Genomic DNA, 19,777 nt, shown 5'->3' with positions numbered 1-19,777 from the left:
AAAGACTCAATGCCTGTTTTTCTATGTCTTCTATAGTGATTACGATTGGGGGCAGTAAAAAGAGCTGCTGAAATGCCGACAGCTGCGCTGAGCTGCTTCAGAAGTGAAACAACATTGGGGGCTTGGCGCTATCTTTGCCAGCGACTTAACGCATCGCTTTTTTCTCGTGCGACCGCTTGACGGTCAGCAGGTGTTGACCATTTTTTAAATATTCATATTCGCTTTCCAGGGTAGAAAAGTACTCGCCTGAGATTGATGTCTGTACTTTTTTTTCAGAAGGCTAATGCTTGGGAGTTGATCTAAAAGCGTGCAAGTAATGCGTTTCAACCCACCATGCGTATCTAGCCAGGGTGATAAAGACTTGCCGCAAAGCGAGCGGAGGCGAAGCTGGTTATCGACGTGCAGTTATGAACAAGCGAGCTGTTCGAGTCGCACTCCACATCGGATAATTGAATTGAAAACAGTTCGCCATGGTCGCTAGCGCAATTGCCGTGGTGTTGCGTTCAGCATCTTTTTCATCAGTCGCCGCAGGGAGGTGGCGTCCCTGTATCCGACGTGTTCGGCAATGGTGTCGATTGAATATTTACTGTTTGCCAGCAGTTCTCGGGCTTTATTGGCCTGGACTCGCTGGATCAGCCGTAACGGGCTATAACCGGTTGCCTTGTGGACGTGTCGAGACAAGGTCCGTTCTGACAAACCAAAGCTGGAGGCGAGTGCACTGACACTGATAGTCGCTGGTAGCGAGTCTTCAATATGGGCCGTCAACTGTGCGATCAATTCGTTCCCCTGAGCCATCATTGCCGGAACCATGAAGGGCGATTGTAGTTGCCTGCCATCTATCAGTAGTGCCCTTGCAACGGCATCTGCCAAAGCCGGGGAGAAGCGGCTTCGCAGAAGATGCAACATCAGATCACTATGACCCAGCGCTGCGCCCGCGGTGATCAATGGCGGGTCGATGATGACCATGCGATCGGCATCGACCTGGCACTCAGGTGCCCACTGCCGGAGCAAGGGGGCCAGCCACCAGGAAGTGGTCACACAGTGCCCGGCGAGCAGGTTCGCAGCCTGCAGGACGAATACCCCGGAACAGGATGCGGCTACGTCGCCTCCTGATTGCACGTGGGTGAGTAATGCCGGAATCAACAGGGCAATATCCGCCTGTTTCAATCGGTGTTCGAGTGAAAGGGCATCGGCGACTCCGATGCCGGGGATAATCCAGCAAGAGCGGTCATCGAATCGAGTGGTCAAGGGCTGAACGGCAATTTGCATGCCGTGGCCGAGGGGCACGCAATCCGTGTCCACCCCGCAGATCTGCCAGCGTGGTACGGCAGTGCCTTGTCGCTGAGCGATTACGGCTGCTGTCGAAAGGATGTCCAGAGTCAGGGCGACACTGGAGGCGAAGGCGCCATTGGCGACCAAAATCGTGAAGTCGTTCATTGGCTGATTATGCATGAAAGATGTCAAATCGGTCTCTGGTTGCAGTGTTGCATGACTGGCTTAATGACGCCTCCATTTCATCGAGCGTTAACCGGTATGCCAAATATTTTGATCAAAGTGCCCCAAGGTTCTTTTACTCCCGAGCAACGGGCACGGCTTTGCGAAGAGGTTACGAAAGTGGCCGTGGCAGTCGAACAAATCGGCGATGATCCTCGTCAACAGGGACTGTGTTGGACGCTCATTGATGAAGTGCCTGCAGGCTCCTGGACATGCGGCGCGATGGATATCAGCGCTCGGGCCATTCCCTGCATCGTGCAGGTCAAGGTTCCTGTTGGCGTGTTGAATGAGGCCATGCGAAGCGACTATGTAAAGCGTTTGCATCAGGCAGTCAGCCAGGCGCAAGCAGCCGGCGATCAACGGATCGTCATGACTTCTATCATCCTTGATGAAGTCAAAGATGGTTTATGGGCTGCGAATGGAGAGACTTGGCACTTGGCTGATTTCATTCAAGCGGCTGGATACCGACATCTGCAAGGGCCGGCATAGTAGAAGTGCACTGCATTTGGCCTATCCCGTTGTCGTTCGTGCATGAAGGACGTGTTCAAGGTCGTTGCTTGATCTAACCCAGCAATCTCTCGACGAGGCTGCTCTGAACATCATTTGTGAACAAGTTTGTGGCTGAGATACTGACCCTCCAAGTTGCGCTTTATCACGCGCAGGCGCGCTTGGAGTGTCGTACCGACAATGAGGCTTTGCACGATCTCAGAATAGCCGTCAGGAAGATTAGAAGCCTGTTGAAGCCATTTCGTTTATTGAATGAGGTTGCAGCTTTAAACAGCGCGGCAGCAGAAGTCGGCAGAGAAACGACCCCGGCCCGGGATTTGGAAGTGATGATCCTGGAGCTTCAGGAGAAGGGGGGGCGGGCTGGCGCAAACCAGAGCGTCTCGATTGGATTCAAGCTACGAAAGCATTCTCAATGGGTAGTCCATCAAGAACCTGTTGGTTCGGCTGGATAAATGGCCATCAAGCTTTCGCGTGATTGAGGCCAATGGCGATCTGATTGAAGCCGACCTGCGGCCTCTGAAGCAGGTCTGGACGGCACTGCAAAAGGCTGAGGTCCAATTGGTCAATCAGACAAAGCGGTCCCAAAACAAGCGGGCAAAAAAAAGCTGCCTTAGGTGGCAGCAGGAAAAAAAGCACGCTTTGTATGCGCAGTATTGCAGCTGAATTATTACAAAATGAAGATGTGGTTGATTGGGCAGGAGGAGCTCAGTCCCAAGACAGTGCCTTCAATGCTCTGTTAATGCTCAATGCCTATCGACTCAAGAGCATCGATTGGCGTGAGCTGGTTTTCGTGGGGCTTTTCCAGGATGCCTGGCAGTTGAGGAACTGCTGGCATAGCGGACTGTCTCTGGGATGAATCCAAAGAGGCTTGAGTGAGGCGCGATTCGCACCGACGAACTGTAGCTTGGGGGGATTGTCAGGCGGAACGCCTTAGAAGGGGGGGAGTTGCGGAAACGCCATGTGTCGGTGCGTCAGGAATGCCAAACCCCAGACACAAAAAAGCCCTGAAAAATCAGGGCTTTCTCGTTGAGATTTGGCGGAGGCGTAGAGATTCGAACTCTAGGACCTGTTACAGTCGGCGGTTTTCAAGACCGATAGAGAGAGGCAGGCGGGCCGCGCCTTGCGTGCGTTTTCCGTTCCATTACTTTAATTTTTTGACACCTCTACAGGCCGCATTCTACAAGGGGCCTGCTTTAAGTTATGGAACGGATTTTCGGGCTATTTTGACGGCTTTGCGATGGCGCCGATGCGTCGATAGACGCGCTCTGTGATGTCGCCTTTGGTGTGGCCCAGCAGCAGGCTCGCTTCGCCTACGTCCGCAATTTCAGAGGCCGCTTTTGGCCGGATATCCCTGAACTGAAAGCCAGCAATCTTGGCGGCCAGCAGTTCGTCACCAATCTCCAGCGCCGCCGATTTTGCGTTTTCCCGTGCGGCGTCCCAGCGCTTCCTCAGCATCGTCGCAGTCATCCGCTTTCCATGCCGGCTGACGATCAAATAGCTCGACACATGCTGGGAGTTTCGCGCACTGATTTCCGCGATCAGCCGACCAAGGCTGTTTGTCTCCCCTCCAGCAGTCAGCAAGATGCGCAGCTTCTTCTGCGTCTTGTTCTGTTGCACCACCAGATATCCGCCGTCGATATCGTCCTTGCGCATGACCAGTACATCTGCCGGCCTCTGCCCGGTCAGATACGCCAGGTCCATCGCGTCCTTCAGCTCTTGAGCTGCCTTCTTGTAGACCGCATCCCACACCACATCATTTGCGTAGTAGTCCCTCGGTGTTTCCTTGTTCTTCCGCACACCCTGGCAAGGGTTCTCTTTCGTCGTCAGCCCCCACTCGCGCGCGATGTTGAAGATGTGGGAGAGGGTGGCAATCTCACGGTTAGCCCGAACCTTAGCCGATCGGGCGTCCCGGTAACCGGCAATCGACGCTGGGGTGATCGCGTCAATTGGCGCGCTATCGAACACTGTCCGGAGTTGCTTGATCTCCGCCAGGTTATCCTTCTGCGTGCGCGGTGCTTTCTTGGGGATCACCTCGCGGATGTATCTATCGAAGATGCCTTTCATGGTGCGCAGGTCCAGCGGCTTTTCCTTCGCCTCGAGTTCAGCCCATTTCATCCTGGCTTGGTCTAGATCCTTGCCTAGCGGGATATCCTTTCCGAGAAGGTCGCGGTAGTAGTAAGCCGTCCATACGCTGCCGTTCTTGCGTGTCCGGGAGCGCTTGTACATGCGAGGCGGCAGGTGATGGTGCTCAGTCTTGCGGGGGCGCATATCAGTTCACTCGCGAAAAGTCTGGCGTCCATGCCGGCGCTGCCGGCGGCGGGTTAGGGTCAAGGATTGTCGGAACCAAAGCGCCCAGCTTCATGCGGGCGTACTGGCGACCCACTAGCGGCCGGCCGCCTCGGCTCTCGACATACAGCCACTTTCGATCGTCCAGCCAGCGTCTCTGGTGGAATCGACCCTTGTAGCCGGTGATGTCGGCTAGCTCTTCTTCCGAAAGGATCTCGGTTTCCATGGGGTTCTCCACGCCGCGCGTGGCGGCAGAAGGTGGTGATGGGTTATGCGCCGGCCTTGGCCAGGACTATGTCGGCGATCGCCATTGCAGCTTGGGCATCGTCCACGTAGGCGGGATCGAACCCGCCAGCGAGATGGATGGTTGCTTGGCAGGCGCGCAGGTTCTCGCGGTTGAGTTTCAGCGCGGCGACCAGCTCTTCGTGCAGTCCGCGCTCCTCGCGACCAATCTCCCAGAATTTCTGGGCCCAGTGCCCAGGCGGTGGCGGGTTCCGGTTCTGGGCGCCGAATGCCAGGGCTCCGACGATTGAGTCGCACAGATCGCGCTTATAGGCGTTGTCGCCGTCGATGCTCAGGCCGTTACGGCGCAGCGCGTCCAGAGCGTTGTTCAAATTGGACTCGGGCGAAGGCAGCACCAGGTCAAAATCTTTCTTGCCAGGACGGCAAGCCACGACCAGCAGTTCGCAGTCGAGCGGCAGGTGCTGCGCCATCTCCGAGATCAATTCGATAGCGGCCTCGCGGAATGCGTTCTTTTCTTGGGACATAGGAAATCCTCGCCCGCAGAGGTGCAGGCTTTCCGATTGTTGAGTGGGGTATTTAGAGTTGTTGCAGGATTCGCTGGCCGATCCAGCGGACGACGGTGACGGCCTTGCTGTTGCCGATCGCCTTGTATCGTGGCCCGTCGGGGCATTCCTCGGCAGGTTTGCCGCGCCAGGGGATCAGCGTGTAGTCGTCTGGCATGCCCTGGAGGCGTTCACACTCGACGGGAGTGAGGCGGCGCACGGCTGAGCCAGCCTGAACCGCTTGGACCTCGGCGCGGGCTTCAAGCGTGTAGGCGTGATCGGCCTGAACGCCAACACCGTCAGGCCCGCTGTCCGGATTCGTACGCAGCGCGCCGGCCTGGATCGTATGTGTTACGACGTTCGGCCCCATGGCAGAGTTGGTGTTGTCCAACTGCTTGCCGTAGTTGCTGGTAACCGTTTGCGCTACCTCGCGGCAATACAGATAGTTTTGCTGCTGGACTCCTGCTTCTGCAGCAAGAGCTCCAACCACCTGGCCATCCCCGCCGATATAACGAACCTCGCTCCTGCTGTTTTGGGTAAAGGCCATCAGTAAGGCATTTTCCTGACCGCTGTTCCGACCAAGCGTGTGCGCCTGATCAATACTGACACAAGGGTCTTGTGTGCCGTGTACAACCAGGTGGCTATGACCGTGATTCGCGTCCTGGCCTGAGCAGCCCTGTAAGCGTCCAAAGCTGGCGTCTAGAGTTGCGGCAACACACGGCACATCGTCGTAGCTGTAACCGCCATTCTTGCGGGCGCCGCCGGCCAACGTCGGTGCGACAAAGAAGGTTTCACTTTCGATATCGAGCCGGCTGTCCTTGGCGGTGAGCGTTGCAGCGCGCTCAATTGAGCCGCTCAGGCTGTGGCCGCCAAACGCTGGTATCCCGCCGAACATCCCGACCGCCGGCCCTTCGTCCCCCTCGCAGTTGGGGCAGCCAAACACACCTAGGGATTCGGCGAAGACGTATCCGCATCCACACTGGAGTGCAGGGCCGAAAGGAGCTGTTCCGGTAACGTCTTGCCCCTCGCCTCGGCGCGGCGCAGTATCCCGGCGCACGCCTTCGCGCTCAAAAAGTACCTCGGTGGGATCGAACCCGTCTCGAGCACTTGCGACAACGAACACACGACGGCGTCGTTGGGCCAGGCCGAAATATTGGGCGTCCAGGACCCGCCACGCGATTGTTCTCTTGGGTCCATACACACAACCAGCGTCCTGCCATTTCTTCCCTGGAGGCTGCAGCTCGCAGTCTTCCCCAGCAAGCGCGCCAAGAAAGCATCCGAAGGCGTTCCCTTTGTCACTGAGGACGCCGGGGACGTTCTCCCAGACGACGATTGAGGCGGCCTTTCGCTGGCCGGCGCGAACATAGTCAACTGCATCTGCAAGCTCCACGTATTTGATGGTGAGGGCGCCCCGGGGATCGGTGAGGCCTTCGCGCATGCCGGCGACCGAGAAGGCCTGGCATGGGGTGCCACCGACCAGCACGTCCGGCGCGGCGATCTTGCCGGCCAGCACCTGGGCGCCGATTTTGGTCATGTCGCCAAGGTTCGGCGTAGTGGGGTAGTGATGAGCCAGCACCGCGCTGGGGAACGGCTCAATCTCGGCAAGCCAGGTGGCGCGCATGCCCAGCGGGTGCCAGGCCATGGTTGCGGCTTCGATGCCTGAGCAAACCGAGCCATAGGTAATGGGCATAGGTGATCCTCGCCGGATGGCGTGATGGGTGGTTTAGGATTTGTCTCATCGCCGCCGGCGTTGCGCCGTGGCACTGTGCGGGTGTTCGCCCGGCCTATGTCCTGGCACCATCTGCTGACCGTTGTAGGGCCGGGTGGGCTAGGGCCTTGGTCTGGTGTCGAGTTCGTGAGCCATGGGAATGGCTCGCTAGCCGCTCACGGGCAGGCATGAGGAAAGCGTGCTGCCGATTTGTGCTGCTACGACGGTGACTGCCTGGCGTAGCGCGCCACCTCGATCCGCGTCATCGGTCCAACCGATGTTCTCTCCGAAGCCGCGCCGCTCGACCATCACGTACTGCAGGTTGGAGAACCAGAGGATGCTGAGCTGGAGGTCTACCACTAGGCGCAGGGCCTGGACGTCATCACTGAGCGGCTGCCATTGCTCCCGGCCGGATTCTGGATCGTCGTAGTAGAAGGCATCGCTTCCGTGCCGATACTCCAGTTCGAAGCCCATGGCCTTGGCGGACAGCTGTAACAACTCATGGTCAGTCATGGCCTTGGCCCTGTGTAGATGTTCCATGCGAGGTAGAGCAGGGCGGGGAGGATCATGGCTGCACCCTGCGAAATTCGACTACCCAGACCCAGGGGTTGGCGTCCCAGTCGCCGCCGGTGGATTGCCAGAGGTCCTTGAACGCGCCCACAGCCTCATGTCCGCGCCCGAGCGCCTTGTCCTCTATTCGCCATGCCCCTTCGGCTATGCACTGGCTTGGCGTGATCTCCTGAAGCCGCTCGACGCGCACGTCAGTGATCTCCAGCAGGATGCGGCTGTAACGCCGGTGCAGGTGGATGCTTGGCACGGATCGCTCGGGGAGCAGACCGTCATAGCTTGGACCTTTCTGAGCATCCTCATCATCGAACAGCGAGCACAGATAAACCGTTTCCCCATGCTTTCCGCCGGCGGCGAAGTAGTGACCGTATTCGCAGTCATAGCCGAGGCTCTCGCGTACCCACAGCCGGTCGCCGGGCCGGCCGTAGGGGCAATCGGCAATGATCTGAGCTTTGGCATTTGGGTACAGCCAGTGGCCGCCGCGCTTGTTTTTGAACGTCAGCATTGGACCGATCATGTCGACCTCGCGAACTTCAGGCTGCGGCTTCACAGCGCGCCGCGTGACTGTCTTCCGTCCTTCCAGGATGGCGCGCACCATGGGCCCCGAGAACAGGATCGGGCGTTCTTTTATTTCAGGCATGACTTGTCCTTGCCGCTGCTGCGGCTGGCTTGAAAGTGGGGAAGGGGTGAGTTTTTTACTGGTGGAGTACAAATGTACTCCTGTCGAGATTCAGCTACGCACGATACTCGATAGGATCTGTGCTGACTGAAGGGCAGCTACTCGCCGCTCCAGGTGTTGGGTTTCTGTGGGCATGGGGAGTCCTTACCGGGGTGTGCCCGGCGGTTGAGGTTGGTTTGGATCGGCTAAAGTGGAGCGATCTGTCAGACAGTACGTCGAGGGAAATATGGGATTTGAAGCAACGCAAAAGGGAAACCCGCATATGTTGACGATAAAGCAACACGTCTTTCCAAAGAAAAGCATCGACAGATTTTCAGATGGGGAAGGTGTTGTTCAGCTGGTTAGAAAGAATTGTGCGAAGGTAATCAAGGTGAACTCTTCGAACTACTTGTTCTGTGCTAAACGCGTTTGGGATCAAAGTACAGAAGCCGGTATAGGAAAAAACATCGAAGATCGGTTTCAGGATCTGGCGGAGTCCATCCTGACAGACTCTTCCAAAGTCATCGGGCATTTTGAAAAAATAGTAGTCGAAGACTTTTTTTCGTTGTGGAGAACCAGGCAAAAATTTAGGGTAGAGGGTCTTGAAGACTTAAGATTAGAAGGTATTGAGGGGGATTCGTTGACAAAAGATCAGCAGGAGATTCTTGAGAGGAAGCACGTAAGTTTTTTTAGAGACGGAGTAATGCCTGGACGTTTCGCTGCACAGATACATGTCATCGGATATATGAATACTTTCCGCGAAAACAATCGGGACATGCAGTGGGGAGTAGTTCGTGCGGGCGAGGGGGAGTTCATCGTTCCTGATTGTTTTCAAGATATGATGATTGTTCCCGTTTCCCCCAAGTTAATGATTATGGCTGACCAGCCAAATTCAATACTCACCCGCAGTGAGGTTGCAGTTACTAATCAAATCGCTATTGCACGATCTACTGATTATTACTTTGCGAGACGCCTGTCATCGTGTCCCGTCTATCGGGATAGTCCACCGCGACTCCAGAGACTGTTTTCGAAATAGATGTAACGGCTCCTTGTTGGTTGGTTATGGATCATGGAGTTACCTGCTGTGAAACGCTCAGGCCTACAGCCACGGGTTGAACCCAGACAGGCATGCTGTTGAGCATGAACGTCTCGCCGGCCTCGGCCAGGAGTAGGGTGGTGCCCATGACCTGGGCGATAGCTTCCGCCGCTGCTGGTGGAACTGCGTTGCCGATCCGTTCCCGCCAGGCCTGGTCGCTCAGGCCGTCCAGCTCAAGTCATTCCTCTGGCTCGACCCGGCTCTGCAGGGCGGCCAGTTCCAGGGTGGCAAATCGCTCGCAACAGGAGGCCGTAGCACTTAAAATCTCGGAAAATTCGAGGGAACGATTGATGAAGTTAAAAGCTGAAGTTGTCGGTGGCGTGGTTACAGTTGCGTATCTTTTTGGTGTTGCAGTTCTTGTCTATGTAAAACGCGCTAGTCTTCCTGGGCTTGAGCTAAATGCCATAGGTGATTTTTTGGCGGGGGTATTCGGCCCTATCGCTTTCTTGTGGTTAGTACTTGGTTACATGCAGCAAGGGCGAGAGTTGAAGCTGAGTTCTAATGCATTGCGGGAACAAGCCAGCGAGTTGAGAGTTTCAGTGGCTCAGCAAGCAGAGCTATTAAAGGCAACAAATAAATCATTAGAGAACTATGAGAAGTCGCTAGAACCATTGTTGCAGTTGGTGTTCTCAAGTGCCTTTGGGGTTTCGCTTGGTGGAGTGCCCAAGGAACGCATTGTTCTTGGTTTGATTAATTTAGGTGATTATTGCGAGCACTTAGTTGTGCGAGTAACTTTGAATGGTAACCAGGTTGGTGTTTCTGGATGCCAGTCACTTAATAGTGGCGAGCGAGAGGAGTTGGTTTTTGATGGCGTTTTTTCAGAGGCGCTCTACTATGACTTAACGGTTTCATACTCTAAGTCTAACGGTGTTTCCGGTGAGCAAGGCTTCGAAGTTTGTAAGGTTTCTAAGGGGGGATTCACTAGAGTCTTAATCGAAAAAAATAAGCCAGAGCCCACCATGGCTTGAACGACTGTATTAAAAGACACCATGGTGTCTCATTTCGCAGGGAACGGTACTACCTTAGTGATATTTCTTACTTATGTGCCTGTATTGTGAAGTACAGGTGGGCGCAGGCCTCGGCGTCAGCGCGGGCACGGTGGCCGCCGATCAGTTCTTCACCCGTGAAGTGCAATAGGGCCTCGGCAACGGATGGCTGCTTGAACTGGCGGCCCCGGCCGGCGGCGATCATCTTTTCAGTGGGCGGGCACTTCACGAGGTTGGAGCTGTTAGGCAACATAGATGACTGCTTGCATAGTTTTCCTCCGGGCAGCCGATGGCCGTGGCCTGGCTGGCGTGATCGATGGGGTAGAGTGGAGTGTTAGCGGGTAGCGCTGGAGTGTCAGGCGGCTTTACGGACAGGTATTGCGCGGAGGTGCTCTTTCTCGTCGGCATCGCCCAGGTATGGCTTGAGCTCGGCGCGGGTGTACTTGCCGGCCTGGTTCGTGTCGTTGGTGTACCCGCTGTAACCGGGCCCGAAGTAGGCGCCGCCGTGTCGATCAGTCCAGATCATGAAGAGCGATTCATTGGGCGGGAACAGGATGTTCTTCAGCACTTCGGCGCGCTTGAAGTCCAGCTTCTTCGCGGCCTGAGACATCAGCGACTCCAGCCTGCTGCGGCGCCGAGCCTGATTTGCTTTAACCCAGGGATGCTCAGGTGGAGTTGTGTAGAGCTCGAAGCAACACTCATTTGTGTAGCTGAATGGCCCGGTGACCACCCACCACATGTTGTTGATGTTGTAGAGCGCTGTGCCCCGCTGCCAGCGGCCTTCGTAGTCGGTAAACCAGACTGTCTGTCCATGCTCCAGCATCTTGCCGTCCGCTGACTTCACGTTGCTGACCATCCATGAACCGGACTTGTATTTTTCCCAATCCACGCCCTTGAAGTGCGGGCTGCCCTCGTAGTGGAGCTGGATGCGCTGCATGGCAGTGAGGTGACCTGGTCCAACCTTGCGCTCATGCTTGCGCATCCATTCCACGTCGAAGTGATAGCCGCTGAAGATGTTGCAGAGGTAGGTGCAGATCCGCCGACGCGTGCGCTCCATCTCCAGGCGCATGAGGTACGGCATGTGTTTTTCCTTTTCGCCCTGGTAGCGACCATCGTGGTCAGGGCGATCAGGCGCGTTTACGTTCTGGAACATCTGGAAGGTGATCGTAGCCCCGCAAAGCTCCAGATCGGCTTTCAGGTCGCCCTTGCTACACACGCGCTTGTTACGACGGAAGTTCTCCGCAATGCCGTACTGGTCGCGCTTGTCGCGCTCGCGCAGCTCTGGCATCGCGCAGGTCCAGCCCAGGCGGTTGAGCGTCTGCACGATGCGCTTCAACACCTGGTTGCGGTACTCACGCTCCCAGGCTTTCTCTTGCTCCCAAGACTGGCGCCCAGGGTGAGGTTCGCGGATAACGATATCGGCGTCGCCGAAAATGATGCTGGCGCTTCGTTCGATCTGCGGCATTTGTCTTCCTCCATGCATGCGCCGCCCTCCGTGGCCGGATTTGGTGGCGTGAAGTTGGTTTGTGGTCTATCTCTTGATGGCCCGGCATGGAGCCGGATAAAGGAGAGAGTCATGGGTAATCAGGCACAAATAGACGCACTGGAACACCTGCTGATTGCTGTTCTGAGCAGTACGCCCGGGGCACCAAAAAAACACCTGGTCGAAACGGCACAGGGATCTCTGCTGGGAAGTGATGGCCCTGGAGGCCCTGAGCAGAAGTCGGCAGCAGTCGACTATCTCAACTACATAGCATCCCGCATCCGTTAATCGGGCCTTTCGATTTCGTCATCAGGCTCAGGCGGATCGTCGGTGAGCGACTTTATTCCGGCTGCCCTGATGAGTCGCGACACCTTTTCGCTAACAAAAATAGGTGTCGTGACACAGCGCAGCATCGCGGCCTGGGTCTCAAAGTCTGCGCCGATGAGGTTGATCAGCAGTCGCTGGTGAATGTCCTGCTGATTGTTGATGCCGTGGGCCTTCATGACCTTCTTGAGGTCACGCTTGAACACCCCGGCCACCTCAATCGTGAACTTCTCGATTCCAAAGGCAGTGTTCCTGGCCGCTTCCTTCTCGCGCTTCCTGCGCTGCTTGATGGCTTCAGCCGTTGGTTGTTGTTCTTCCTCGGCCATGGCCGCCTTCTCCAACTTCATGTGTTGGTAAATCCAGCCAGGTCTGCCGGCGCCGGCCGGCTGTTCTGGTGCTGATTCGTCTCAAAGTGTGCCATCGATGGGTATGTTGTTCTCGGCGGCGATCATGAGGACGCGCTGAACGCGCATCGCCAATGAAGTGCCGATCTGCATTGGTCCAGCTATCTGGTAGGCGTTCATGGCTATCTCCATGCATGCTCCGCCCTCAGTGGTCGGATTTGGTGGCGTGAGTTTGGTTTGTGGTCTATTTCTTGACGGGCCGGCATGGGGCCGGTAGGAGAGGTTATGTTCGACTTGGAAAAAGCGCTTGCTGAGCTTTCTCGACTCAACTCCTATCTGGTTGATATCAGAAGAGAGGTTAATCTTTATGAGCAGCTCTATTGTGTACCAGGTTCACTATCGGTTTTAAATGGGAATTTGACGTCAGTGTTTTCGATAGTTCAGCGGTCAATGTTTATCAGTATCTTGACCCGTGTATCTGCTGTTTTCGATGCGAAGAGCTTCGGAAGTGATCCTAATTTGTCTCTTGCATTCGTGGAGGATAAATACCACGGGCTACTAAGCACAAGGACCTTGGGGCAGTTTCAAAATTTAAATGATGAATTCAATAGATTAAATATAAAGAAATTCAGAAATAAATTAATCGCTCATAACGATTTGTCAGCTGTTTTCGGTGCATCCCCCGTTTCTCATTCAATTAAGGACGGCGATATCGATCGGCTTTTGGTAGAGGCGCGCGAGTTTTGTATCTCTCTGTGCCATGACCTTCCAGGTGGTATCCAGGCTGTATTGCAAGTGATCCCATGGAAGCTACGCTCGGGTGACGATGGGTTAGAGCTTGTGCGTCGAGTTGCATTAGGCGCTTGCATAAAATCCTAAGTGTCGCCCTTCGAGACCGGATGTGGCAGTGGTTGTGATATTTGAGGTATGGCAGAGTGATTGCTGAATTTTTGTACATTGCGCAAGGAGCACTGCCAATGCGGTGTTTGCTGGTTCCAATGACCGCCCTGGTTATCGCCGGCTGCTCAGGCCCTGGCGTCGTCCCGATGGGCCAAGACACCTACATGATCGCGAAGGATGGCAGCTTTACCACCTTTGGGGGAGGCGCCGTAAAGGCGGAGCTCTATCAGGAGGCTAACGCTTTCTGCGAACGTAAAGGCAAGCAGCTCATGCCTGTCAAAGAGGCGTCCCGGGATTCTGGATATGGCCGCTATGCCAATGCCGAACTTCAGTTCCGGTGCCTTGATTCAAACGATCCAGAGCTGCGTCGGCCCACGATGGAAGCAGAGCCTACGATGAAGGTTAGAGTCGAATAGCTCCTCCGTGACCGGTGGTGGCAATTTGGTTTGGGTTGGGGTATTACGGGTGATCGGCATGGGGTTGGAATGGAGTAAAAAATGGAAGAAATCAAAATGGGTGAAGATCGTCCTCGCAACGTTTTCTACAAGGATGGTGATTATCAGGTTTCCTTGGTTTTCTCTTGGGCAGAACCCGGCGTAGTCCCATCTGGCGTAAAGGTTCACGTAGCCGAAAGCGCAAAGCCTGACAATTTCAGCCAGTCAAGTCAGCCGCTTCCAAAGAACTGGGAAGACGTCGAAGGAGCGGAAGAGGAAGGTCGTAAGTTTGCAAGCGGACTCATTGCCACCTGGCACCAAAACCGTCGCTAGCAGCTATAGAGTAGGGGCTAGCATCTCATCACCGGGGGCCTGCTGAATCATCAGCATGCTCTTGCGGCGAGATGGGACTATCTCTCTTCAGCATCGAGTCGAGATGCTTTGCGCTGGCCTACGGCCTGGATCATCCGCGCCACGTTTTCACTAACCGTTATTTTGTGGCGCGGACTTTCCATTGCCTGGTAGGAAAGAGTTGGGCCCAGGGCGTGAGCGTTGAGGATCAGGTTCTGGATCGCCTCGCTGATCTCTTCGATATCGTTCCAGGCCATCAACTCTTCAAGCTTCTGGCGGGTGCCCAGTCGCAGCCTGTGCCGCAACTCCTTCTCGTCGAACTCGATCCGCTTCGCGGCGGTTTTCGCCGATCGCTCTTTTCCAGTCTTGGCCATGACCTACCTCTTCGATGCCGCTGGCCGGTATCGTCGACCAGGTTTGACGTTTGCGCTGTTGCGGGCGGTTGCTGAAGCGCCTCAAGCTCGCTTCTCCCAGCGCTTCGGGAAGTTGAAGTCGTAGTCGAGCACCAGGCGGTTCAGCAGGGTGTCAGAGATCCCGACCTTCCTGCGCGCAGCGATTCGTGAAACTCCAGCGTCCCGCAGGGCCGACAGGCGCTCGATGAGCTTCAAATCCCGCTCCCTATCTACGATCTTGCTCTTGAACGTGAATCCGCCTTCGTGGGCAGCCCGGCGCATGGCCGATTCTGACTTTCCAGTGGCGGCCATGGCCTGGTCGATGGTCATGGTCTTGGCGAGCTCTCGGATCGTGTCGACGTAGGCCTTGCGTTGGGCGAACTGGCCTTCGTAGGTTCGCTTGAGCTGCGGGCGGGTGGCGCGTTTGCCATGCTGGCCACCCAGGTCCTTGCGTGGCCGGCGAGGCTGGAACCTGAAAGACTCCAGCACCTGGACCTTGTTGCCGGACATGAAGAAGGCAGCCTTAGCTGCCTCCAGTTCTGCCTGGCGCTCGGAGCAGACCAGGATGAAGTTGTTGCTCATGGTTACCTCACTTGATGCGAATCGAGCTCTCGCCGCGCTCCAGGTGGGCCCAGCTTGGTTCTTCCAGAAGTTCGGCTTCCGCGTCATCGCCGGCGGCCATTCGCTTGCGCACAGCCTCGTTGTGATCGCGGATTTCCTTGAGCCGGACGGCGATGGTTTTCTTGTCCGGGGTGATCACACTCTTTAGCGACACGAACTCGTCAGGCACGGCCTTTTCGTCATCGACGATCACCTTCTCTGGCGAAAGGGCGAGGGTGATAGTGAACAGCGGTCGCTTGATCGACTTGATGTCTGCGGCTTCCATGTTGCGACGCAGGTAGTCGCTGATCTGGCCGACGGTGTTCTTCTTGATGCGCTTGAGCTCGTTGAGGCGGTCGACTTCCTTGTCGATGGCATCGATGTCGCCCTCGATGTTCCGGCGCAGCATGACGATGCTGTCGGCCTTCACTTCGAACTCGCCCTTGATGCCGTCCATGGTGTCTTGGATGGCCTGGCGCAGCCCTTCGTCGTCGGTATCTGCGAGGGCAGCGAGTTCGGCCATCTGGCCAGTCAGTGCGTAGAGTTCGGTCATGCTGCACCTTCCATAGAGTCTTCAAGGTCCGCTTTGCGGGCTTCCTTGGCGCGGGTGAATTTGAGTTTTTGGGCTTCGCGCTCTGGGCTTTCCTTGCGCAGCTCCAGCTTGCGCATGGCCGACTTGTAGAGCTGCTCCAGCTCGTTGAGCGACTGCGCGGTACCGATCAGGTGGAGGGTTTTGGCTAGCCATTCGCGGTACTCAGCGGCGAGGCGCTCCTTCGCTTCGATCTTGTCCTCGGCTCGCTCGATCTCGGCTTCACCCAGGCGCTCGTTGACGTAGTGAATGTCGTCGTACAGGCCCAGGCGAACGTCGGCGGAGAAGCCAAGCTGGCTTAGGCATTTGCCGATCGCGTCGGTGAGGGACTTTTTCGGCGCGTCAAAGTCGGTGCTGATGCTGCCGAATTTGTTTTGAGTGATGAAGGGCGTGTGCCCGTAGTGCGTGATCGTCTTGCGTTCACCGTCGCCACCCAGGTACCACAGAGCGACCTTCAGGGTGTGCACCTGGGCATGAGCCAGCACAACGCCTTCCTTGTTCAGCAACGGGCCGCCGATGTCGAAGCGCTCCTCGATCACGTCATAACCCCAGCCGGTACCGCAGGGGCCGAACTGTTCCGTGGCGCGCTTGGCCAGGTACTGGGCATTCACCGCGGTACCTGTGAAGCCACCGAGGCCGGTGTACTCCTTGGTGAACTTGGGGTCGGTCTTTTCGACCTCTTCCCATAGGGCGAGGTTAGGTACAGGCATGACTATCTCCCGCCGCGGAGGTGCGCAGCTTTGAAAGATGTGGGTTATTGGGTGAGATGATCGGCGAGAGCGCTGATCAGCATTGCGGCGGTGCAGAGGGCGAGGGCAGGGAAGGAGCTACGCCAGTAGAGAAGGGCGATCACGACTCGACCAGCGAGAGAAGCCGCTCGCCCAGGGTGATCTTGGCGTTGGCCTGCTCCTTCTTGATGCCGGTGGCCTGGGCAACCTCGGAAAGGGATAGGCCCTCGCGTCGGAGTTTCGCGCAGCGGATCGCCAGCTGCTGACCACGCTTGTGTGCGCCGGCGCCGCTCATTGCCGCTGCTCCAACTGAGCCACGCGATAGCGCAGAACCTGCAGGACCCGGCCGCGGTAGCCTGGCTCCGCGTACTGCTCAACTGGCGGCCCGAAGAAGCCCCGGCGCTCGGCCAGGCTGTATGCATCACGCAGGTTATGGGCGGTGATATCTTCCAGCTGCTCGTCGACCAGAGATTTGACTGGGGAAGTGGTCATTCTGCCTCCTTGCGCCGGTGACAGGCTTCCATCAGGCGCTTGCAGTAGTGGGTGAATTCGTCAGTGGTGATTGCCCCGTCAGTGAACAGGCGGGTGATCAGGCCCTGCACCAGGACATCGATATCGGACTGGCTGTTGGGATCGGCAACGCCTTCTAGGGCTTGGTCGATGAGAATGTGAGGGCTCAAAAACCGCACTCCTGCTCGACGCGATCGCTTTCGCGCTTGGCGTCTCGGTATTCGTTGGCGTGCACTGCGACCAGGTCGCTGGCGAGAGACCGAACGATCTGCGGATCACCGCCGACGGCTTCGATGGCCCAGGTGTGCAAAATCCCGCCGTCTTGGCGCCTGATCAGTTCAATCAGGATCTTCTCGATGTAGCGATTAGGATCTGGGGTTGCGGCCATGTGATCCGCAAGCGCTTCTGGCAGGTGGTCGGAGTTGACCAGGACCTTGCTTCGGCCAACCGGGTTCGGCGCTTCGATGTGGTGCCGAGAGAGCAGATCGTCGACCGACTCAGCCAACCATTCCTGGCCAGCCTCTGTGTTGAGAAAGTCGTCTTCCGGGATGGGCTTGCGTAGCGCTGACATGATTGCCTCCAGGTTGGCGAGCTAAGCGGTAATCGTGGTGATTTCGGCTTCGTTGTCTGAAAGGAGCTTGGCGAACGTCTCTTGCATGCGCGGGCATGCCTGAAACTTCTGGCAGGCAATGCCTTCGCAGGATGGGCCGCGACTCATGCCGTTCACGTTCTTCTCAGCCGGGCACTCGCGGGACTTCATCCAGAAATGGCAGTTGCCGCACCTTGGCCGGGCTGCCGTTTGAATCCGGGCGCGCTCCCTTTTCAGGTAGGCGAGGTGGCTGACCTTGCCAAGGCCATCAATGAGCTTGTCGATTTGGTCGAGCATGGTCGCCTCCAGTGTTTAGGGTTGGGCGGAAGCCGGAACAGCCTCACGAAAGCGCGAAGGGCTCCAGTCACACCACTCATCAGCCGGGATATGGCCGAACATCAGCGTGCAGCGACGGCAATGCACGCAGTCGCCGCAGGTCTTGCCCTCGGGCAAGTTCATCTGGTCAGCGTTGTCCGCCGACCGCGGAAATGGCGCTCGTTGATCGCTCATGAATGTCTCCGTGGATTTGGTTCACCTGTATTCGTCAACACTCATGCCTCCCGCTGGTTGCCGATGGGCGCGGGGGAGGAGTGCTGACGCAATAGAGGCGGTGCGGGGCAGGTGTTAAGCTGATAGGGCTTTGACTAGGGGCTTGCTGGCCTCAGCGTCTATAAATAAGGAGTTTTGAATGTCGGTAGTAAGGATTTGCAGGTTGTCGCTATGTTTGGCATGCCTTTGCTTCGCTGGTAGCTCTATTGCAAACGAGAATGAGGAGCTGCATCAAACCGCTCTCACTGCCATTGCAATGGAACAAGTTTGCGATAAAGCAAACCCGGGTATGAACGCAAGCATCGAAAATGCCTTCGCCAACGAACCATCAATGGAATCAATAAAGCCTGAAGTTAGAAAAGTGCAATCAGACCCTGCTTATAAAGCTGAAGTGGCAGCGATGGTAAACACCCTAAGCGCTCCACCTTTTCAGGTCCTTCAGAAGGAACTGTGCGGCCCTTACGCCCCAAAATAAGATCATCACTCCGAGTTGAATTTCCCTGCAGTTCTTCCAAGGGATGCAGTAGCCCGCCAACCCGTGTTGTTGCATCAACCTGTGTATTCAGACCCGCCCCGATACAGCCTGCGCTTCGGCACGCAGGTGTCCGGGCAGTTATCGTCAGGCTGACGTGGTGCTGGTTGTTCAGCCGTCAAAACCGTACGAAAAGTCGTCAGGGTCGCAGTCGATCACCAGGGTGGCGTTGCCGAAGTACAGGGACGCCAGCATGCGCTCCCACTTCGTGCGGATTCGCATGTTGATGGCGACCTTCTTCTCGTCGAGCTTCGCGCTGATCACTTCGCCGAACTGCTCTTTCTTGCGGAAGTGGTCGCCCGTTTCTCGCTCACCCTTGATGTGGATGTGCAGCGAGTGCTTCAGACTATGGATGCTGCGCGTGTTGGAGCCATAAAGGCGGCTGCTTCGGGAGTCTTCCGGCTCAGGGTCGAATGCGATGTAGAGGAATTCATTTGAGTAGCCGCTGCTTTCTTCAAATCGGATTTCCGGCCGGTCCCAATGATCTTCAGCAGCTTGTTCTTTGTGATCATCGACGAACTCGTCGAGCAGAGCCCTCAGCGAAACCTCACCAGACAGCAGGCCGTCTGCCGAAAGAACTTCGGAGATCGATTTGTCGGCGTGCTCCAGGATGGCCGAGCCCATGGCTGCATCTTCCCAGCGCTGGCGAAGGGCATTGGCAATTAGGGCGTTGTACCGCTGAAGCTCGAACATATCGGATACGTTCGCGGGAAGGGCGGCCTTTACGGCCTCTTTGATCTGGCCAGAAAAGTCGCCGTAGGATCGGAACGCATCCTCGACGACAGACTTGAACATCTTCTCGATGCCTTCGTCGATCAGCTCACGCGGCCGATCAGACGCGGCGTATGCAGTGACGCGCTCGGCCAGCAGTGCCTGAAGTGTTTGTTCGCTCATTTGGTGCTCCGTGCTTGATCGGTTGATTTCCCGTCTGGCCCTGTCGCCAAGGCCAGCCAGTGAAATCAGGCAGCGCGGTCCAGTTCCATCTGAGCCAGCAGCTCAGTTACAGCCTCGGTCGGGGTGCAGCCGTCGCAGTAAAGGTCGTGCAGCATGTCGTCGTCCGATCCGTAGACCAGATCGCGGCCCAGGATCTTTGCCGCCTGGGCTTGCCAGCGGTGCCAGTGGCGCTCTTGTGTATCTTCGCGGCATTCGTCAGCCGCTATGGTTGCCATGTTGAACATCGTGAATCCCTCCGGTTGTTTTCCCGCTGCCACCGATCCGGTGGCAGAAGTGAAAAGGTCCGTAGTGAAGTTTTATGCGGGAATACTGATTGGCTGCTGGTCGATGATCGTGATTGATCCTCGATCAGTAACCGCTACTCTGGCCGTCAAGCCCGGGTGCATCTCTGCAAGCCTTGGGTGGGCCTTG

General features: G+C 56.6%; 32 protein-coding genes and 1 pseudogene. 10 read left to right on the top strand and 23 right to left on the bottom strand.

The window, feature by feature from the left end:
* Positions 1–477: 477 nt before the first annotated feature.
* Positions 478–1,437 (bottom strand): GlxA family transcriptional regulator, encoded by a 960-nt coding sequence (locus tag ACSSVC_RS23690; protein ID WP_492612588.1) that lies wholly within the window; start codon positions 1,435–1,437, stop codon positions 478–480.
* A gap of 96 nt (positions 1,438–1,533) precedes the next feature.
* Between ACSSVC_RS23690 and ACSSVC_RS23685 the strand changes: the two genes are divergently transcribed.
* The 3 genes from ACSSVC_RS23685 (at position 1,534) to ACSSVC_RS23675 (ending at position 2,857) form a co-directional block, all read left to right on the top strand.
* The gene (locus tag ACSSVC_RS23685) at positions 1,534–1,983 is read left to right on the top strand and encodes a tautomerase family protein (RefSeq protein WP_492612587.1); all 450 of its coding nucleotides are present in this window, start codon (positions 1,534–1,536) and stop codon (positions 1,981–1,983) included.
* 116 nt (positions 1,984–2,099) lie between these two features.
* Positions 2,100–2,453 carry a CHAD domain-containing protein gene (locus tag ACSSVC_RS23680; RefSeq protein WP_404937258.1) on the top strand — a complete coding sequence of 118 codons (354 nt, stop codon included), beginning with the start codon at positions 2,100–2,102 and terminating at the stop codon, positions 2,451–2,453.
* A 191-nt stretch (positions 2,454–2,644) separates the two neighbouring features.
* A complete protein-coding gene (locus tag ACSSVC_RS23675) occupies positions 2,645–2,857 on the top strand; it encodes a hypothetical protein (RefSeq protein ID WP_346635230.1) in 213 nt (70 codons plus the stop codon).
* A gap of 362 nt (positions 2,858–3,219) precedes the next feature.
* On the opposite strand, the gene ACSSVC_RS23670 is transcribed toward ACSSVC_RS23675, so the two are convergent.
* The 6 genes from ACSSVC_RS23670 to ACSSVC_RS23645 form a co-directional block, all read right to left on the bottom strand.
* Positions 3,220–4,269 carry a tyrosine-type recombinase/integrase gene (locus ACSSVC_RS23670; protein ID WP_492611498.1) on the bottom strand — a complete coding sequence of 350 codons (1,050 nt, stop codon included), beginning with the start codon at positions 4,267–4,269 and terminating at the stop codon, positions 3,220–3,222.
* A gap of 1 nt (position 4,270) precedes the next feature.
* The gene (locus ACSSVC_RS23665) at positions 4,271–4,513 is read right to left on the bottom strand and encodes a DUF4224 domain-containing protein (RefSeq protein WP_305949580.1); all 243 of its coding nucleotides are present in this window, start codon (positions 4,511–4,513) and stop codon (positions 4,271–4,273) included.
* Positions 4,514–4,556: 43 nt separating this feature from the next.
* Positions 4,557–5,054, bottom strand: coding sequence for a hypothetical protein (locus ACSSVC_RS23660; protein ID WP_492611497.1), 498 nt, complete (start codon positions 5,052–5,054; stop codon positions 4,557–4,559).
* A 52-nt stretch (positions 5,055–5,106) separates the two neighbouring features.
* Positions 5,107–6,762, bottom strand: coding sequence for a DNA cytosine methyltransferase (locus ACSSVC_RS23655; RefSeq protein ID WP_492611496.1), 1,656 nt, complete (start codon positions 6,760–6,762; stop codon positions 5,107–5,109).
* 186 nt (positions 6,763–6,948) lie between these two features.
* Entirely contained in the window at positions 6,949–7,293 is a 345-nt protein-coding gene (locus ACSSVC_RS23650) for a hypothetical protein (RefSeq protein WP_492611495.1), read from the bottom strand.
* A 52-nt stretch (positions 7,294–7,345) separates the two neighbouring features.
* Positions 7,346–7,987, bottom strand: a complete 642-nt coding sequence (locus ACSSVC_RS23645) for a hypothetical protein (protein WP_492612586.1) — start codon at positions 7,985–7,987, stop codon at positions 7,346–7,348.
* 265 nt (positions 7,988–8,252) lie between these two features.
* Between ACSSVC_RS23645 and ACSSVC_RS23640 the strand changes: the two genes are divergently transcribed.
* Positions 8,253–9,041: a hypothetical protein gene (locus ACSSVC_RS23640; protein WP_492611494.1), complete on the top strand. Its 789-nt coding sequence runs from the start codon at positions 8,253–8,255 to the stop codon at positions 9,039–9,041.
* Positions 9,042–9,072: 31 nt separating this feature from the next.
* Here the strand turns inward: ACSSVC_RS23640 and ACSSVC_RS23635 are convergent.
* Positions 9,073–9,333: pseudogene (locus ACSSVC_RS23635) on the bottom strand (DNA cytosine methyltransferase); the annotation flags it as partial.
* A gap of 58 nt (positions 9,334–9,391) precedes the next feature.
* Here ACSSVC_RS23635 and ACSSVC_RS23630 point away from each other — a divergent pair.
* Positions 9,392–10,069, top strand: a complete 678-nt coding sequence (locus tag ACSSVC_RS23630; protein WP_110652708.1) for a hypothetical protein — start codon at positions 9,392–9,394, stop codon at positions 10,067–10,069.
* 67 nt (positions 10,070–10,136) lie between these two features.
* On the opposite strand, the gene ACSSVC_RS23625 is transcribed toward ACSSVC_RS23630, so the two are convergent.
* Both ACSSVC_RS23625 and ACSSVC_RS23620 read right to left on the bottom strand, forming a co-directional pair.
* Positions 10,137–10,340, bottom strand: coding sequence for a hypothetical protein (locus tag ACSSVC_RS23625; protein ID WP_492611493.1), 204 nt, complete (start codon positions 10,338–10,340; stop codon positions 10,137–10,139).
* A 102-nt stretch (positions 10,341–10,442) separates the two neighbouring features.
* Positions 10,443–11,552, bottom strand: coding sequence for a hypothetical protein (locus ACSSVC_RS23620; protein ID WP_492611492.1), 1,110 nt, complete (start codon positions 11,550–11,552; stop codon positions 10,443–10,445).
* Between the two features lie 111 nt (positions 11,553–11,663).
* Here ACSSVC_RS23620 and ACSSVC_RS23615 point away from each other — a divergent pair, with 111 nt between their 5' ends.
* Positions 11,664–11,858: a hypothetical protein gene (locus ACSSVC_RS23615; protein WP_492611491.1), complete on the top strand. Its 195-nt coding sequence runs from the start codon at positions 11,664–11,666 to the stop codon at positions 11,856–11,858.
* On the opposite strand, the gene ACSSVC_RS23610 is transcribed toward ACSSVC_RS23615, so the two are convergent.
* Positions 11,855–12,220, bottom strand: coding sequence for a hypothetical protein (locus ACSSVC_RS23610; protein ID WP_492612585.1), 366 nt, complete (start codon positions 12,218–12,220; stop codon positions 11,855–11,857). The two genes, ACSSVC_RS23615 and ACSSVC_RS23610, sit on opposite strands and share 4 nt — an antisense overlap.
* A 303-nt stretch (positions 12,221–12,523) precedes the next feature.
* On the opposite strand from ACSSVC_RS23610, the gene ACSSVC_RS23605 reads away from it, so the two are divergent.
* The 3 genes from ACSSVC_RS23605 to ACSSVC_RS23595 all read left to right on the top strand — a co-directional run bounded on the left by ACSSVC_RS23605 (position 12,524) and on the right by ACSSVC_RS23595 (position 13,905).
* Positions 12,524–13,117 carry an AbiU2 domain-containing protein gene (locus ACSSVC_RS23605; protein ID WP_492611490.1) on the top strand — a complete coding sequence of 198 codons (594 nt, stop codon included), beginning with the start codon at positions 12,524–12,526 and terminating at the stop codon, positions 13,115–13,117.
* A 98-nt stretch (positions 13,118–13,215) separates the two neighbouring features.
* Complete coding sequence (locus ACSSVC_RS23600; protein ID WP_492611489.1) at positions 13,216–13,554, top strand: hypothetical protein; 339 nt, start codon at positions 13,216–13,218, stop codon at positions 13,552–13,554.
* A gap of 81 nt (positions 13,555–13,635) precedes the next feature.
* Positions 13,636–13,905, top strand: a complete 270-nt coding sequence (locus ACSSVC_RS23595) for a hypothetical protein (protein WP_306408811.1) — start codon at positions 13,636–13,638, stop codon at positions 13,903–13,905.
* Between the two features lie 77 nt (positions 13,906–13,982).
* Here ACSSVC_RS23595 and ACSSVC_RS23590 read toward each other — a convergent pair whose 3' ends face one another.
* The 10 genes from ACSSVC_RS23590 to ACSSVC_RS23545 all read right to left on the bottom strand — a co-directional run bounded on the left by ACSSVC_RS23590 (position 13,983) and on the right by ACSSVC_RS23545 (position 17,841).
* Entirely contained in the window at positions 13,983–14,297 is a 315-nt protein-coding gene (locus ACSSVC_RS23590) for a hypothetical protein (RefSeq protein ID WP_492611488.1), read from the bottom strand.
* Positions 14,298–14,378: 81 nt separating this feature from the next.
* Positions 14,379–14,897 (bottom strand): hypothetical protein, encoded by a 519-nt coding sequence (locus ACSSVC_RS23585; RefSeq protein ID WP_492611487.1) that lies wholly within the window; start codon positions 14,895–14,897, stop codon positions 14,379–14,381.
* A 7-nt stretch (positions 14,898–14,904) separates the two neighbouring features.
* Positions 14,905–15,468, bottom strand: coding sequence for a siphovirus Gp157 family protein (locus tag ACSSVC_RS23580; RefSeq protein WP_492611486.1), 564 nt, complete (start codon positions 15,466–15,468; stop codon positions 14,905–14,907).
* The gene (locus tag ACSSVC_RS23575) at positions 15,465–16,214 is read right to left on the bottom strand and encodes a hypothetical protein (protein ID WP_492611485.1); all 750 of its coding nucleotides are present in this window, start codon (positions 16,212–16,214) and stop codon (positions 15,465–15,467) included. Before ACSSVC_RS23575 ends, ACSSVC_RS23580 begins: the two co-directional genes overlap by 4 nt.
* A gap of 139 nt (positions 16,215–16,353) precedes the next feature.
* Positions 16,354–16,527, bottom strand: coding sequence for a hypothetical protein (locus ACSSVC_RS23570; protein ID WP_011062073.1), 174 nt, complete (start codon positions 16,525–16,527; stop codon positions 16,354–16,356).
* The gene (locus ACSSVC_RS23565) at positions 16,524–16,724 is read right to left on the bottom strand and encodes a hypothetical protein (RefSeq protein WP_492611484.1); all 201 of its coding nucleotides are present in this window, start codon (positions 16,722–16,724) and stop codon (positions 16,524–16,526) included. Before ACSSVC_RS23565 ends, ACSSVC_RS23570 begins: the two co-directional genes overlap by 4 nt.
* Positions 16,721–16,912, bottom strand: a complete 192-nt coding sequence (locus tag ACSSVC_RS23560) for a hypothetical protein (RefSeq protein ID WP_041118603.1) — start codon at positions 16,910–16,912, stop codon at positions 16,721–16,723. The genes ACSSVC_RS23565 and ACSSVC_RS23560 overlap by 4 nt, the downstream gene beginning before the upstream one ends.
* The gene (locus tag ACSSVC_RS23555) at positions 16,909–17,313 is read right to left on the bottom strand and encodes a hypothetical protein (RefSeq protein WP_492611483.1); all 405 of its coding nucleotides are present in this window, start codon (positions 17,311–17,313) and stop codon (positions 16,909–16,911) included. Before ACSSVC_RS23555 ends, ACSSVC_RS23560 begins: the two co-directional genes overlap by 4 nt.
* Positions 17,314–17,334: 21 nt before the next feature.
* A complete protein-coding gene (locus tag ACSSVC_RS23550) occupies positions 17,335–17,628 on the bottom strand; it encodes a hypothetical protein (RefSeq protein ID WP_492611482.1) in 294 nt (97 codons plus the stop codon).
* A gap of 15 nt (positions 17,629–17,643) precedes the next feature.
* Entirely contained in the window at positions 17,644–17,841 is a 198-nt protein-coding gene (locus ACSSVC_RS23545; RefSeq protein WP_492611481.1) for a hypothetical protein, read from the bottom strand.
* 178 nt (positions 17,842–18,019) lie between these two features.
* Here ACSSVC_RS23545 and ACSSVC_RS23540 point away from each other — a divergent pair, with 178 nt between their 5' ends.
* Positions 18,020–18,355, top strand: a complete 336-nt coding sequence (locus ACSSVC_RS23540) for a hypothetical protein (RefSeq protein WP_161466376.1) — start codon at positions 18,020–18,022, stop codon at positions 18,353–18,355.
* A 168-nt stretch (positions 18,356–18,523) separates the two neighbouring features.
* Here the strand turns inward: ACSSVC_RS23540 and ACSSVC_RS23535 are convergent, their stop codons facing one another.
* The gene (locus ACSSVC_RS23535) at positions 18,524–19,306 is read right to left on the bottom strand and encodes a hypothetical protein (RefSeq protein ID WP_174824032.1); all 783 of its coding nucleotides are present in this window, start codon (positions 19,304–19,306) and stop codon (positions 18,524–18,526) included.
* A 65-nt stretch (positions 19,307–19,371) separates the two neighbouring features.
* The gene (locus ACSSVC_RS23530; protein ID WP_492611480.1) at positions 19,372–19,590 is read right to left on the bottom strand and encodes a hypothetical protein; all 219 of its coding nucleotides are present in this window, start codon (positions 19,588–19,590) and stop codon (positions 19,372–19,374) included.
* Positions 19,591–19,777 lie beyond the last annotated feature (187 nt).

Source organism: Pseudomonas sp. E1BtOHC1, from assembly GCF_058744285.1.
Note: the sequence above shows the minus strand (reverse complement) of the source record. Positions and strands in the feature narration are given on the sequence as shown.

What these genes read in the sequence shown, in the direction of transcription:
- ACSSVC_RS23690 (WP_492612588.1), bottom strand. Translation starts at nt 1,437, where the DNA reads ATGAACGACTTCACGATTTTGGTCGCCAATGGCGCCTTCGCCTCCAGT.
- ACSSVC_RS23685 (WP_492612587.1), top strand. Translation starts at nt 1,534, where the DNA reads ATGCCAAATATTTTGATCAAAGTGCCCCAAGGTTCTTTTACTCCCGAG.
- ACSSVC_RS23675 (WP_346635230.1), top strand. Translation starts at nt 2,645, where the DNA reads ATGCGCAGTATTGCAGCTGAATTATTACAAAATGAAGATGTGGTTGAT.
- ACSSVC_RS23670 (WP_492611498.1), bottom strand. Translation starts at nt 4,269, where the DNA reads ATGCGCCCCCGCAAGACTGAGCACCATCACCTGCCGCCTCGCATGTAC.
- ACSSVC_RS23665 (WP_305949580.1), bottom strand. Translation starts at nt 4,513, where the DNA reads ATGGAAACCGAGATCCTTTCGGAAGAAGAGCTAGCCGACATCACCGGC.
- ACSSVC_RS23660 (WP_492611497.1), bottom strand. Translation starts at nt 5,054, where the DNA reads ATGTCCCAAGAAAAGAACGCATTCCGCGAGGCCGCTATCGAATTGATC.
- ACSSVC_RS23655 (WP_492611496.1), bottom strand. Translation starts at nt 6,762, where the DNA reads ATGCCCATTACCTATGGCTCGGTTTGCTCAGGCATCGAAGCCGCAACC.
- ACSSVC_RS23650 (WP_492611495.1), bottom strand. Translation starts at nt 7,293, where the DNA reads ATGACTGACCATGAGTTGTTACAGCTGTCCGCCAAGGCCATGGGCTTC.
- ACSSVC_RS23645 (WP_492612586.1), bottom strand. Translation starts at nt 7,987, where the DNA reads ATGCCTGAAATAAAAGAACGCCCGATCCTGTTCTCGGGGCCCATGGTG.
- ACSSVC_RS23640 (WP_492611494.1), top strand. Translation starts at nt 8,253, where the DNA reads ATGGGATTTGAAGCAACGCAAAAGGGAAACCCGCATATGTTGACGATA.
- ACSSVC_RS23630 (WP_110652708.1), top strand. Translation starts at nt 9,392, where the DNA reads ATGAAGTTAAAAGCTGAAGTTGTCGGTGGCGTGGTTACAGTTGCGTAT.
- ACSSVC_RS23625 (WP_492611493.1), bottom strand. Translation starts at nt 10,340, where the DNA reads ATGTTGCCTAACAGCTCCAACCTCGTGAAGTGCCCGCCCACTGAAAAG.
- ACSSVC_RS23620 (WP_492611492.1), bottom strand. Translation starts at nt 11,552, where the DNA reads ATGCCGCAGATCGAACGAAGCGCCAGCATCATTTTCGGCGACGCCGAT.
- ACSSVC_RS23615 (WP_492611491.1), top strand. Translation starts at nt 11,664, where the DNA reads ATGGGTAATCAGGCACAAATAGACGCACTGGAACACCTGCTGATTGCT.
- ACSSVC_RS23610 (WP_492612585.1), bottom strand. Translation starts at nt 12,220, where the DNA reads ATGGCCGAGGAAGAACAACAACCAACGGCTGAAGCCATCAAGCAGCGC.
- ACSSVC_RS23605 (WP_492611490.1), top strand. Translation starts at nt 12,524, where the DNA reads ATGTTCGACTTGGAAAAAGCGCTTGCTGAGCTTTCTCGACTCAACTCC.
- ACSSVC_RS23600 (WP_492611489.1), top strand. Translation starts at nt 13,216, where the DNA reads ATGCGGTGTTTGCTGGTTCCAATGACCGCCCTGGTTATCGCCGGCTGC.
- ACSSVC_RS23595 (WP_306408811.1), top strand. Translation starts at nt 13,636, where the DNA reads ATGGAAGAAATCAAAATGGGTGAAGATCGTCCTCGCAACGTTTTCTAC.
- ACSSVC_RS23590 (WP_492611488.1), bottom strand. Translation starts at nt 14,297, where the DNA reads ATGGCCAAGACTGGAAAAGAGCGATCGGCGAAAACCGCCGCGAAGCGG.
- ACSSVC_RS23585 (WP_492611487.1), bottom strand. Translation starts at nt 14,897, where the DNA reads ATGAGCAACAACTTCATCCTGGTCTGCTCCGAGCGCCAGGCAGAACTG.
- ACSSVC_RS23580 (WP_492611486.1), bottom strand. Translation starts at nt 15,468, where the DNA reads ATGACCGAACTCTACGCACTGACTGGCCAGATGGCCGAACTCGCTGCC.
- ACSSVC_RS23575 (WP_492611485.1), bottom strand. Translation starts at nt 16,214, where the DNA reads ATGCCTGTACCTAACCTCGCCCTATGGGAAGAGGTCGAAAAGACCGAC.
- ACSSVC_RS23570 (WP_011062073.1), bottom strand. Translation starts at nt 16,527, where the DNA reads ATGAGCGGCGCCGGCGCACACAAGCGTGGTCAGCAGCTGGCGATCCGC.
- ACSSVC_RS23565 (WP_492611484.1), bottom strand. Translation starts at nt 16,724, where the DNA reads ATGACCACTTCCCCAGTCAAATCTCTGGTCGACGAGCAGCTGGAAGAT.
- ACSSVC_RS23555 (WP_492611483.1), bottom strand. Translation starts at nt 17,313, where the DNA reads ATGTCAGCGCTACGCAAGCCCATCCCGGAAGACGACTTTCTCAACACA.
- ACSSVC_RS23550 (WP_492611482.1), bottom strand. Translation starts at nt 17,628, where the DNA reads ATGCTCGACCAAATCGACAAGCTCATTGATGGCCTTGGCAAGGTCAGC.
- ACSSVC_RS23545 (WP_492611481.1), bottom strand. Translation starts at nt 17,841, where the DNA reads ATGAGCGATCAACGAGCGCCATTTCCGCGGTCGGCGGACAACGCTGAC.
- ACSSVC_RS23540 (WP_161466376.1), top strand. Translation starts at nt 18,020, where the DNA reads ATGTCGGTAGTAAGGATTTGCAGGTTGTCGCTATGTTTGGCATGCCTT.
- ACSSVC_RS23535 (WP_174824032.1), bottom strand. Translation starts at nt 19,306, where the DNA reads ATGAGCGAACAAACACTTCAGGCACTGCTGGCCGAGCGCGTCACTGCA.
- ACSSVC_RS23530 (WP_492611480.1), bottom strand. Translation starts at nt 19,590, where the DNA reads ATGTTCAACATGGCAACCATAGCGGCTGACGAATGCCGCGAAGATACA.